The organism is Chitinophaga sp. G7 BAM 1005 (assembly GCF_057126945.1).
The window spans coordinates 2,879,666-2,891,870 of the sequence record NZ_CP181478.1 but is presented as its reverse complement, the minus strand read 5'-3'; the positions used below and the strand labels follow the sequence as shown (position 1 = coordinate 2,891,870).

General features: G+C 48.8%; 9 protein-coding genes. 5 read left to right on the top strand and 4 right to left on the bottom strand.

Going from position 1 to position 12,205, the window contains the following annotated elements:
• Positions 1-111: 111 nt before the first annotated feature.
• From ACMXI2_RS11405 to fabF, 3 genes are all read left to right on the top strand, one after another.
• A complete protein-coding gene (locus tag ACMXI2_RS11405; RefSeq protein WP_483781711.1) occupies positions 112-2,493 on the top strand; it encodes an ABC transporter permease in 2,382 nt (793 codons plus the stop codon).
• A gap of 134 nt (positions 2,494-2,627) precedes the next feature.
• The gene (locus ACMXI2_RS11400) at positions 2,628-3,185 is read left to right on the top strand and encodes a TetR/AcrR family transcriptional regulator (RefSeq protein ID WP_483781710.1); all 558 of its coding nucleotides are present in this window, start codon (positions 2,628-2,630) and stop codon (positions 3,183-3,185) included.
• 6 nt (positions 3,186-3,191) lie between these two features.
• Complete coding sequence (gene fabF / locus ACMXI2_RS11395; RefSeq protein WP_483781709.1) at positions 3,192-4,433, top strand: beta-ketoacyl-ACP synthase II; 1,242 nt, start codon at positions 3,192-3,194, stop codon at positions 4,431-4,433.
• A gap of 38 nt (positions 4,434-4,471) precedes the next feature.
• Here fabF and ACMXI2_RS11390 read toward each other — a convergent pair whose 3' ends face one another.
• On the bottom strand, positions 4,472-4,861 hold the full coding sequence (locus ACMXI2_RS11390) for a RidA family protein (RefSeq protein WP_483781708.1): 390 nt from the start codon (positions 4,859-4,861) through the stop codon (positions 4,472-4,474).
• A gap of 129 nt (positions 4,862-4,990) precedes the next feature.
• Complete coding sequence (locus tag ACMXI2_RS11385) at positions 4,991-5,560, bottom strand: Crp/Fnr family transcriptional regulator (protein WP_483781707.1); 570 nt, start codon at positions 5,558-5,560, stop codon at positions 4,991-4,993.
• Positions 5,561-5,720: 160 nt separating this feature from the next.
• Between ACMXI2_RS11385 and ACMXI2_RS11380 the strand changes: the two genes are divergently transcribed.
• Positions 5,721-6,935, top strand: a complete 1,215-nt coding sequence (locus ACMXI2_RS11380; RefSeq protein ID WP_483781706.1) for an alpha/beta hydrolase-fold protein — start codon at positions 5,721-5,723, stop codon at positions 6,933-6,935.
• A 55-nt stretch (positions 6,936-6,990) separates the two neighbouring features.
• Here the strand turns inward: ACMXI2_RS11380 and ACMXI2_RS11375 are convergent, their stop codons facing one another.
• Positions 6,991-8,331: a DUF3472 domain-containing protein gene (locus ACMXI2_RS11375; protein WP_483781705.1), complete on the bottom strand. Its 1,341-nt coding sequence runs from the start codon at positions 8,329-8,331 to the stop codon at positions 6,991-6,993.
• A 257-nt stretch (positions 8,332-8,588) separates the two neighbouring features.
• Here ACMXI2_RS11375 and ACMXI2_RS11370 point away from each other — a divergent pair, with 257 nt between their 5' ends.
• A complete protein-coding gene (locus ACMXI2_RS11370; protein ID WP_483781704.1) occupies positions 8,589-8,786 on the top strand; it encodes a DUF6268 family outer membrane beta-barrel protein in 198 nt (65 codons plus the stop codon).
• Between the two features lie 151 nt (positions 8,787-8,937).
• On the opposite strand, the gene ACMXI2_RS11365 is transcribed toward ACMXI2_RS11370, so the two are convergent.
• Positions 8,938-12,204 carry a S41 family peptidase gene (locus ACMXI2_RS11365; protein ID WP_483781703.1) on the bottom strand — a complete coding sequence of 1,089 codons (3,267 nt, stop codon included), beginning with the start codon at positions 12,202-12,204 and terminating at the stop codon, positions 8,938-8,940.
• Position 12,205: the final 1 nt, after the last annotated feature.

The window sequence follows — 12,205 nt, the reverse complement described above, 5'->3', positions numbered from 1 at the left end:
GCGCCCTTTAAAAACGGACAACTATGATTATCTAAACAACTCATTATCAGCATATAATACTATGGCATTATCTTAGTCTGAGCTAGTCGCACTACTCCCAAATGTGTACATATGATGATGCTAAGAAATTATATTAAGATCACATTCAGACATCTCTGGAAAAGCAAAACCTACAGTTTTCTGAATATTTTCGGGCTGGCGATTGGTTTAGCCTGCGCCGGTGTAATTTTTTTGTGGGTAGAAGATGAAGTTACCTACGACAGCTCGCATGTAAAAAAAGACCGGATCTACCAGGTGTGGGAAAACTGGAATTACGATGGTAACATCCGTACTTTTACCTCCACTCCCGCCCTGCTGGCGGAAGCTATGAAGACAGAAATACCCGGTATCGCTCAAACCTGCCGTACTTCAGAACAAGCCACCAACCTGCTGTTTACCTTCGGGGATAAAAAAATGTATGCTTCCGGTATCTATGTGGATGCCAGTCTCTTTAATATTTTCACATTTCCTTTTACAGAAGGGAATGCTGCTGTTCCGTTTCCGCAGTTATACTCCATTGTGATCACAGAAAAAACCGCCCGCAAATTTTTTGGCGACACTAAAAATGTAGTGGGAAAAACTATTACGGTCGACAATGCACAGCCCTATGTGGTATCCGGGGTAATAAAAGATATCCCGGAAAATTCCACGCTGAAATTTGAATGGGTAGCTCCTTTTGAGATCTATTTTTCCCAAAATCCATATCTGAAAAACTGGGACGCTAATTCCGTTGATACGTATGCAGAACTGGCTCCCCATGCGGATGTAGCCGTTATCAACAGTAAAATGAAGCAATTTATTGCAGCGCATAATCCCGGCGCCATTAACCAGGCATTCCTGTTTAGTATGAACAACTGGAGATTACGTGACCAGTTCAGTGATGGAAAACAAAGTGGCGGCCGTATTGAATATGTCCGTTTATTTTCGCTCATTGCCTGGATCATTTTACTCATTGCCTGTATCAATTTCATGAACCTGTCTACCGCACGCAGTGAAAAACGTGCAAAAGAAGTTGGCATCCGCAAAGTAGTTGGTGCGGGGAAAGGCAGGCTCATCACCCAGTTTATCAGCGAAGCGTTGTTTATGTCAATGCTGGCAGCGGTGGTGGCGGTGCTACTGCTACTCCTGGTGTTGCCCGCATTTAATGCGCTGGTAGATAAACAGCTTAGCGTGGGGCTGGATAAACCGGTACATCTCATCTGGCTGCTGGGTATTACGGTGATATGCGGCGTGCTGGCGGGTAGCTATCCATCGCTGTACCTGTCGTCCTTTAACCCGGTTTTTGTGTTAAAGGGTATTAAATCAAAAACCGGTAGTGTCGCGTTTATCCGCAAAGGGCTGGTGATTACGCAGTTCAGTGTTTCTATTATACTCATTATTTGCACGGCTATCATTTACCAGCAGATCCAGCATGTAAAAAAACGGAACCTCGGTCTTAATAAAGATAATCTTATATCTATGCAGCTTCAGGGAACGATGAAGCAAAACTTTGCAGCGATCAAAACCGCTTTGCTGGCTACCGGCGTGGTAGACAACGCCGCCCTGGCGGATCAGGTTACTTTATACGGCGGCAACAACACCGACGATATCAGCTGGAACGGAAAATCGCCTACTGATAATATCCTTGTTTCACAGCGGCGCATAAGCCCGGAGTTCATTCAAACTGCTGGTATGAAGATAGTGGCTGGCCGCGATTTTAAACCGGTGGCCTCGGCCAATGGCATGGATGTGCTGATTACAGAATCGCTGGAACAGTTGATGGGTAAAGGAAGCGCTGTAGGTAAAACTATTAACACGCCATTCAGCGCCGATTCTGTAATTCATTCCCGTGTAGCCGGTGTAGTGAAAAATTATGTATATGGCAATATGTATGGCTCGCCCGATCCTGTGGTGTTCTATTGTATCCCTGATAGAGCCAACCTCATGTATGTGCGCATGAATACAGGGGCTGACAAGGAAGCAGCACTTCATAAAATTGGCGATGTGATGAATCAATTGAATCCGGCTTATCCTTTTACTTACCAGTTTGTGGATGACCAGTTTAACGCCATGTTTACCAATGAAACGCTGATGCAGCAACTTTCCCGGTTGTTTGCCACGCTGGCTATTGTGATCAGCTGCCTGGGATTATTTGGGCTGGCTGCCTATACTGCCGAGCGGAGAACCAAAGAAATAGGCATCCGCAAAGTGCTTGGCGCCAGTGTATCCGGTATTACCCGGCTGCTTTCCGCCGACTTCCTGAAGCTGGTGGGTATTGCAGCGCTGATTGCCTTCCCGGTGGCATGGTATACGATGGACCAGTGGTTACAGAAATTCCCGTACCGCATCTCCATCCATTACTGGGTGTTTGTGCTGGCCGGCGTGGCCGCCATGCTGATAGCCCTGCTTACCATCAGCTTCCAGAGCGTAAAAGCGGCGTTGATGAATCCTGTAAACAGTTTAAAGGCAGAATAACACCATCGCGTATATAAATAGTTCCTGCGGGGAGGTTTGAATCAAGCCTTCCCGCCTTTGTTATGTACATCAAAATCAGCGGCATTTGTTTACTTACTACTAAGTAAGTATATTTGTGCCGCAAACGGCAAAATATGTCTGAAACAAAAGATAAAATAGTGGCGCTGGCCGACCGCCTGGTAAGAACCAAAGGGTTTAACGCCTTTAGTTACAAAGATATTTCAGGACCGCTGGAAATAAAAAATGCAGCGGTACATTATCATTTCCCGGCAAAGGCCGACCTGGGCGTGGAAATAGTAGACCAGGACGTTGCGAAATTTATTGCGCAAACAAACAGGTGGAAAAGTTTGCCGGAAGAAGAACAGCTGGCGAAGCTGATGGACGTATTCCGCCGGCACAGCAAGGAAGGTAATATCTGTTTGATGGGCTCTCTCGCCCCGGATTTTGAGACGTTGGAACCGGCTATGCAGGCGAAAGTACAGGAAATGGCCAACGGCATCCTCGCCTGGCTTACACATTGCCTCGAAGAAGGCCGGAAAAAGAAGCGTATTCACTTTAAAGGCGCCGCCAACACGCGGGCGCTCATTATCATATCTAATTTGCAGGCATCCCTTCTTTTATCGAGGGTGATGGGACCATCGGCTTTCCGCCATATTGCGGAACAGCTGCTGGATGACCTGTGTCATAAATAACCAGCTATGAAAAGAGTTGTCATAACAGGAATGGGGACAGTATCCCCTGTCGGTAACAATGTTACTGATTTCTGGAATAGTCTTGTTAACGGTAAAAGCGGTGCTGCCACCATCAGCCATTTTGATGCCAGCCGCTTCCGTACACAGTTTGCCCATGAGCTGAAAGGCTTTGATCCCACCGCGTTACTGGACAAAGGCGAAGTGCGCAAAACCGACCCGTTTACACAATATGCCCTTGTAGCCGCCGACCAGGCGGTGAAAGATTCCGGGCTGGACTTCAGCACAATGGATCCTTTTGACACCGGCGTGATCTGGGGCTCCGGGCAGGGCGGTATGCAAACATTCGAGGAGCAGGTCACCGAATATGTTTCCGGCGATTTTAATCCCCGTTTCAGCCCTTATTTTGTACCCAAGCTCATCATCAATATGGCATCGGGTATGATCTCCATTAAATATGGCCTGATGGGTATTAACTATACAACGGTATCGGCCTGCGCTACTTCCAATACCGCTATCATGGATGCATTAACGTATATCCGTTTGGGTAAGGCGAAGGTAATTGTAACCGGCGGCTCTGAAGCGCCCATTACTCCTGCTTCCGTAGGTGGTTTCTGCGCAATGAAAGCTATGTCGGTGCGCAATGATGATCCCACCACCGCTTCACGTCCATTCGATGTGCACCGCGATGGCTTTGTAATGGGAGAAGGCGCCGGCGCACTCATACTGGAAGAGTATGAACATGCCAAAGCCCGGGGCGCGCATATTTATGCCGAAGTGGCCGGCGCCGCCATGACTGCCGATGCTTATCACATGACAGCTACTCATCCGGAGGGACTGGGCGCCCTGCGGGCGATGCAGCTGGCACTGGAAGACGCCGGGTTGAATAAAGGAGAAGTGGATTACCTGAATGCACATGCTACCTCCACACCGGTAGGCGACCTGAGTGAAATAGCTGCTATTGGTAAAATGTTTGGCGCTGCACCGGCGCATCTGCATATCAGCGCTACCAAATCCATGACCGGCCATTTGCTGGGCGCCGCAGGCGCTATAGAGGCTATTGCCAGCGTAATGAGCATTCAGAAAGGTATCATCCCTCCCACTATCAATACAAAGGAACTGGATGCCGCCATTCCTTCCACCTTACAGATTGTACTGGGAACCGCAATAGAAAAAGAAGTGAACGTAGCGATGAGCAATACTTTCGGCTTCGGCGGACACAATGGTATTGTTGTTTTCAGAAAAGCTTAATAAAAGGGGCCCGGCAGTGTACCGGGCCTCTCTCTTTATTATTTCACTACCGTAGCTTCAAATTCAATCTTTAATGTTTCAAAAAGCCGCTTCACTTCCAGCAAAGTAAGCGCCTGCTTAATACCATGCTTTGCTATCCAGTCCTGGAAAATATCAAAGCAGTCGAAAAACTCTGCGGATGAAGTGGTATACACATTCAACCTCGCAATACCGCTGCATTCGTACCCCGCATCGGTGATCACTTTTTCCAGGTTTTCCAACGCCTGTATTACCTGTGTTTTCATGTCGGCGTTACTTGATTGTCCGTCGGCGTCTATAGCCGTTTGACCGGAACAATAAAGCGTGCCCGCCGCCTGTTTTATTTCAACAGCCTGCACATAACTACGTTTATCCTGCCACTGCCACGGATTAATAACCTGTTTTTCCATTTGCTGATCCTTTTGGTTTGTGCCACTGCCGGCACAACAGTTAATAAAAATTGTACACTGCAAAGATGGGAACAATGCACCCTTCCTTTGTGTGACAAACATCACAATTATAAACTGTGGAAAATAAGATCAGGACGGACGCCAAAGCCTGCTAAGGGTTTCACGCGAAACGCCCAGATAGGAAGCCAGCAGGGTTTTAGGCACTCTTTGAAACAAAGAAGGATATCGTGTAAGGAGTTGTTCATAGCGCTCCTTTGCATTGGAAGTAAGGAAAGACAAAATGCGCTGCTGCGATCCAATGTGCCCGCTATTTGCTTTTTTGAGAAAGAAATACGTCATCTTTGGAAGACCGGCACATAGCTTTTCGTAGTCCTCCAGCGAAAGACACAACACGGCCGTATCTTCAAGGCATTGCAACGACATGGTAGCTTTAGTTTGATTGAAATAGGCCAGGAAATCACTCTCCCACCAGTCTTCCATCGCAAAGGAAACAATGTGCTGCCTACCCGATTCGTCGTCATACACCAGCATGATAAGTCCTGACACTACAAAAAAAGAGTACCTTACACGTTCTCCATGCTGTATAAGAAATTCACGTTTTTTATACTTTTTCATAGTGAAATGAGCACGCACAAAGGCAAACTCCTCATCCGTAAGCGACACTATTTTTTCTATATGTTCCCTTAGTTTTTCCAACATGTATCAGCAATATAGCGTCACAAAGGTATAGTAACCGCTGGTATCAACCGCCCTTTTTATCCCACAAATCCGGTACTCCGTCACATTAATTCCCGCCGGCATCACAACTCCTGAAATTCCTGCCCCGAAAATTCCATCTTTCCGGAAATAATAATCCCGTATGAAAAAACTATTCCCGGCGCTCCTGATGCTATATGCTGTCACCGGCGTAACAGCCCAAAGCCTGGTTTCCTTCGGGCAACCCGACAGCATCTACTCTGCTGCACTGAAAGAGAACAGACCCTTATGGATATATACGCCACCGGCAGATACCAGCTATTTTGTAAAGCCCGCCTACCCCGTGGTGTATGTGCTGGACGGCGACTTCCATTTCTCCTCCCTTCAGTCCATGATCCTGCAACTCAGCACTATCAATGGCAATACTGCATTACCGCGAATGATCATTGTAGGCATCCCCAATACCGGCGGTAACCGCATGCGCGACCTCACTCCCACACGCGACTCCGGGTATGCCGGTTCCGGCGGCGGCGAGGCGTTCACCGAATTTATTGGTAAAGAACTCATTCCCTATATCGATAAAAAATACGCCACAGCACCTTACCGTACGCTGATAGGACATTCCCTGGGCGGGCTGATGGTGGTAAACACGCTATTGTATCATCCTGCGCTGTTTAACGGTTACATTGCTATTGATCCGACCATTTTCTGGAATAAAGGCCAGATACTAATGCAGGCCGCCCGGCAATTACAACAGCCACTTGAAAATAAAAGTTTCTACCTGGCTGTGGCGCATACCATGAAACCCGGACTGGACACCATACAATTGAGAAAAGACAGCTCACAGGGATCTGTTCATACCAGCGCTATCCTTACCTTAACGGACCTCCTGAGAAAATCTCCCGGTAACCAGTTAAAATGGAGCTACAAATATTATGAAGATGATGACCATAACTCGATACCATTTGCGGGAGAATACGACGGGCTAAGATTCCTGTTTCCGCATTATCGTTTTCCTACTTATCTCTATACTGATAACAGTTGCCCGGCAGACTCGCTGAAAACACTTATCACCACGCACTTCAATACCTTGTCGAAAGACATGGGCTACCGTGTACGCCCCTACGAAGCTACGTTGAATGAATTCGGCTATGCCAACCTGCAACAGAAAAATTTTGATAAGTCCAGGATGTTCTTTCAGCTGAACATAGATTATTACCCGGAGAGCTTTAATACTTATGATAGTATGGGAGATTATTACCTGGAGATGAAAGATACTATCCACGCCAACATCTTCTGGAAAAAAGCGCTAAGCATCCGGTTCACAAAGGAAATTAAAGATAAGGTGGAGATGGTAAATAATACTCCGCCACGTTGAGTGTTTACTATTGTTTGAAAAAAGGGGCTGCAGTCACAGCCCCTTTTTATTTGTTTTATGGTAAGGTATTAAAATTAATCACCGGCGCTGTGCCCGATGGTGTGCGGGTAAGCGGTGTATTGATCTTTACAAAATTGGAGAAGAAGCCACAGTTGCGCAGGTAAAACTTTGTAGATTCCGCGCCGCCGGCAAAGTCCATACGGGATTGCGATGCAGCGGTAGCATCGCCTGTAAACTGCGCCGTTGTTAACTCATACCAGGCGCCGTTGGTATCCATTGCCCACTGGTTGCCGTATTGTGCTTTCCTGCCGATGTAACCTGTTTCGGTGGAGAAATTCTCCAGGAAAGAATACAACCCGGTTAAGTAAGTATTGGTTTGCGGGCGGCGAAAGCTGGCAATAAGTTGCCAGGCGCCGGTTTCAGGGGCATAAAACCAGGAGGTGAATTCTGTTTTATTATTTGCCACCGGCACAGCATGTGTTAAAAAGCGATAGGTAGTACCCGCCTGCCAGTTATATACCAGGTAGCTTTGTCCGCCTGCGCCCTCATTCCCAAAGGAACCTGTTTGTACGTTGGGGCCTTTGCGCAGTAATTCAATCTTCAGTGAATCCGGAATGCTGTTGGGATCATCTGTATCGGCAGGACTCCAAACCGAAAATAACACCTTTCTTTCCGTGGTACTGTTTACCTGTATGCCAAAATAACCCTGGCTAAAACCGTTGGACATAAAGTAAGATCCTACGGGGTCCTGGCCGGTGGGCACTGTTACTTCATTATAAAACCATTCAATGCTTTTACCTGCAGGCGGGGTATACCCCAGGTGTACAGAGGGTCCTCTTCTGCCCCAGTATACATCGGTTTGAATGTAGTTGAGCCGGCCACTGGTGGCGGCGCCGCTAATGTACAGATCGGACAGGTCCGCGAAGTAGCCGCCCGTTTTGGATACGCCCTGGAAGTCTACTTTCACATAGCCGGTATCCGTTAGATTGAAATCCCCCACATCAATAGTGTGGTAGTTGCCGCCGGAAGCGGTAATGGTTTTCGACTGGCCTGCTGCTGTTATTTTCAGCTGGCTGCTGCCACCGGGTACTTTGCCACGCAACGCGAGATGCAGCGTGCCGGTAGCGCTGGTACGGAAGTAAGCGCTGAATACAGAACTGCTGCTGGTCCAGTTGGCCAGGCCATAGTCTACCACTACTTCCGCAGCCCCGGCGTTGCTTTGTGTTAACCAGGCATTGCTGCCTAGTGCTACGGCGATATCCGTAATACCGGAAGCTTTAACGGTGGCGGGCAACAGGCTGTCTTTCGGGGATTCGCCGGAGGCAAAATAGTTCTTTGAACAGGATGCGAGGATGAGGCATCCGAATGCGAATGCAAGCGATAATTTTGGTTTCATTGCACTGTATGTTTGGTTAAAAAAGACAAATGGGCTCACAGATTTTTTCGTACGCTCTTCTACGTGGTATACCTTGAATTTAGTTACTGTAACGGTTATACGGAAATGACAACTGCCAATTATGACATTGTAATGACGCCTGTATTTTAAGGAGCGGGCCAATTGTGTTATTTATCTCCCGAAAAATAAATACGGTGATGGCATAGGGGTACACCCGGTACATAGTGTCTTCTTCTAAAGCAATAAATATCACCTTCATGAGGAACCAGCACCGCTATAATTTTGGCGCTGTATTTATGCTGAGCAATTACGTGAACACCGCTAAGCGGCTGATGGGTTATGCGGAAATGAGCGTGGGACTGCAGAATACGTGGCGCCTCAACCGGCATATAGATTTTGTAGCGTCGGGTGGCAGCATTCTTTACAGCGGTGTTACCTTCAAAGAGAAGAGTTGATCTGAGATGTTTTCGGATAAACCGATGCATCGCTTTGCTGCCAACTACTTTTTTAGTGGCGGATTACGGTGGAATTTTCAGCCGCGCAAACATTAAAAAAACGGTCGCTGTTTGTTTAAAACAAGCAGCGACCGGTCAGTGATATAAACTGCTATCTTACTTCATAAGGAGGCTGTGCAGGCGCCTTGTAAGGCTTTGTTTGCAACAGGCTCTTTATCTCTGTGATGGCCCGTTCCAGCTGCGGATCTATACCTTTGGCCATATCACCGAGATTTTCATCTACTGCAATATCCGGATCTACGCCATGTCCTTCGCGGAACCAGGTGCCGTCATTATTAAACATACGGAACGATGGTACCGTGATGATGCCACCATCGATTAACCCCGGTGTGTTGCTGATGCCTATGAGGCCACCCCAGGTGCGGGTACCGATGATGGGGCCCAGTCCTGTTTTGCGGAAGTAATCCGGGAACGCATCGCCGCCGGAACCACTCCAGCCGTTGATGAGCATCACCTTTGGTCCGAAATGCGCATAAGAAGGCCATTGGGTAGGCGTACCATTCCGGGTAGCCCAGTAAGCCAGCGGCTTGCGGTTCAGCATTTCTATGAAGCGATCGGGGATCTGGCCGCCGTTGTTGAAACGTTCATCAATGATAAGGGCTGCCTTATCCCATTGACCGTTAAACTGGCGGATCAGTTCATCCTGCCCGTCGATGCCGGTACTTGGCACAAAGATGTATCCTACCTGGTTATTGGTGGCATCCGCAATACGTTTGCGGTTACTTTCTATCCAGGCCAGGTGACGCAGGCGGTATTCGCTGCCGATAGTTTTTACGATCGCCATTTTAGCGCCTTCCAGCGAAGGACGGCTGTTCCAGGTAAGCTCCACTACTTTCCCGGCGAGCGACTGGAACGCACTGTAAGGTTCCTGCGCGGTGGTGAGTGGTTCACCGTTTACGGCCAGGATGTAATCGCCTTCGTGGATGTTTACACCCGGTTCGTCCAGCGGGTTGCGGGCTTCCGCATTCCATGCCGCACCGCGGATGATGCGTTTAACTTTATAGTATTTACCATCTGCCTGCCAGTCCACACCCAGGTAGCCCACATTTTCACGTTTACCATCTTCAATGTCGCCACCAAAGTTATACGTATGCGACGCATTCATTTCGCCCAGCATTTCATTGATTACAAAGCTTACTTCCTCGCGGGTGCGGGCGCCTTCCAGGAGGTGCAGGTATTTGTCTTTTACATTGTTCCAGTTTACGCCATGCATGTGGGGATCGTAGAAGAAATCGCGTTCCATGCGCCAGGTGTCCATAAACAGCTGTTTCCATTCTTCGGCAGGATTCACGGTCATTTCCATTTCTTCCACCCGCATAGCGGTATCAATTTTCTGGTTTTCGGCTACGTCGATCACGCCATAGGGGCCGTTGTTGATCAGTATTTTGTTCCTGTCGGCGGAGAGTTCGTACTGGCCCGGATCTTTGATGATGGTTTTCACCTGTTTGGTGGCGATATCATAGTATTGCAGGGTGGCCTCACCGCTGCTTTCCTCATCGCTGGGTGGCGTGCTGCTAATGAACAGGATCTTGCCTTTTACAGCCCCCAGGCGGGAGTAATTGCCACCTGGCACCGGCAGGAGTACCATCCTGGCTTCCATGTTATCCAGGTCGATGCTGGTGGCGGCTTCCTTCTTATCTTCCGCAGGTTTCTCCTTCTTCTCTTTTCCTTTTTTGGCGGCCGGTTTTTCCGGTTCCTTTTTATCTTCCTTTACATTCACCGCATCGTTGCGGGTAGCCAGCAGGGAGGGCGTTTCCTTTTGCAGGCCAATGATGCCGATCACAGTACTGTTGGCGTAGATGAAGGTATTGTCGATGCTGCTGTAAGTAGGTTTGAACGATTGGTTAGTGAGTACATAGAGGTACTTACCATCTTCATCAAACACCGGCCGGGCGGCATCATAGAAGCCGCTGGTTACCTGGTGGCGCTGGTTATTTTTTGTGTCAAAGAGGAATACCGCTTCATGACCGTTGTCCATGTCGCGGCTATAGGTGAACCACCTGCTGTCGGGAGTCCAGCTGAAGCGGAAGCCTTCCAGTGCATCGGGTGAATAATGGAGGGCTTTGTCTACCGCCGTGGTTTTACCACTAGTTACATCCAGCACCCATATTTTCAGGTCCTGGTCTATAAACGCCACTTGCCTGCTGTTGGGCGACCAGTGCGGGCGGTAGCGGAATCCGGCGCCGTAATGCGTGATTTGCCTGGCTTCATTTTCCTTTCCGGCGGCGGCCAGCCAGAGTTCATATTCGCCCGACTTATCGCTCCACCAGGCAATGGTTTTGCCATCAGGCGCCCATACGGGGTAGCGTTCTGCCACGCCACTGGTGCGGGTAAGGTCTTTCACATAACCGTTTACGGCAGGTACGGAGAAAACATCGCCGCGGGCGCTTATCAGTGCGCGCTGGCCATCGGGACTGATGGCGGTGGACTGGATATATTTCACCGTGCGTTGCGTGCGTGGTTTCAGTGCCGCAAGATCGGTGGTGATATTGATTTTCACCTCGGTGGATTGCTGTGTGTTCAGCGACAGCACAAACAGTTTACCATCGGCTTCGTACACGATGTCGTCCGGCCCAAGCGAGGGAAAGTGAACGTCATAGTCTTTGTAGCTGGTAATTTGTTCGTATGCTTTGGTATTGGTATCGTAGCGCCAGAGGTTCATTCTTTTCTCTGTGCCGCGATCGGACAGGAAGTAGATGAAGTTATTATGCCACATGGGGAATTCGTCGCCTGCTTCACTTTTAGCGGAGATGTTTTCCGACTGTTGTTTAGTAAAATCAAACACATGAATATCCGCCTTCATACCGCCGCGATATCTTTTCCAGTTGCGGAAACTCTGGGAGCGGGTTACCAGGGCCATTTTGGAACCATCGGGCGACCATGATCCGAATTCTGCGTAGGCCAGTGGCAGTTTGGTAGCAGCACCGCCACTTTCCGGGATGGTATAAAACTGGTTGAAGCGTTCTTTGGTGCTTTCCCTGCCGGAGGCGAAGAGCACCTGTTTGCCGTCGGGCGTCCAGTCCACCACGCGATCGGAGCCACCATATGAGGTGAGGCGCAGTGGTACGCCGCCGGCTACCGGTAACACGTATACGTCGGTGTTACCATCATAGTTGGCGCTGAAGGCGAGTTTACTGCCGTCCGGCGAAAATTTCGGAAAGGTTTCCACTCCTGGTGGGGAGATCAGTTTGATGGCGGTGCCACCTGTTTTCGGGACAATCCAGATATCATTAGCATAGGAAAATGCGATCTGCGACCGGGATACATCAGAATAACGGAACAGGCCGGCGTCTACCTGTGCCATTGCCTGTTCTCCTGCTATAGCAGCAAGGAAAACCAGGGCCGTTTTTCTCATCATA

Bases quoted from the DNA above. Each gene is read 5' to 3' on its own strand.
- ACMXI2_RS11405 (WP_483781711.1), top strand. From the start codon at position 112: ATGATGATGCTAAGAAATTATATTAAGATCACATTCAGACATCTCTGG.
- ACMXI2_RS11400 (WP_483781710.1), top strand. From the start codon at position 2,628: ATGTCTGAAACAAAAGATAAAATAGTGGCGCTGGCCGACCGCCTGGTA.
- fabF (WP_483781709.1), top strand. From the start codon at position 3,192: ATGAAAAGAGTTGTCATAACAGGAATGGGGACAGTATCCCCTGTCGGT.
- ACMXI2_RS11390 (WP_483781708.1), bottom strand. From the start codon at position 4,861: ATGGAAAAACAGGTTATTAATCCGTGGCAGTGGCAGGATAAACGTAGT.
- ACMXI2_RS11385 (WP_483781707.1), bottom strand. From the start codon at position 5,560: ATGTTGGAAAAACTAAGGGAACATATAGAAAAAATAGTGTCGCTTACG.
- ACMXI2_RS11380 (WP_483781706.1), top strand. From the start codon at position 5,721: ATGAAAAAACTATTCCCGGCGCTCCTGATGCTATATGCTGTCACCGGC.
- ACMXI2_RS11375 (WP_483781705.1), bottom strand. From the start codon at position 8,331: ATGAAACCAAAATTATCGCTTGCATTCGCATTCGGATGCCTCATCCTC.
- ACMXI2_RS11370 (WP_483781704.1), top strand. From the start codon at position 8,589: ATGAGGAACCAGCACCGCTATAATTTTGGCGCTGTATTTATGCTGAGC.
- ACMXI2_RS11365 (WP_483781703.1), bottom strand. From the start codon at position 12,204: ATGATGAGAAAAACGGCCCTGGTTTTCCTTGCTGCTATAGCAGGAGAA.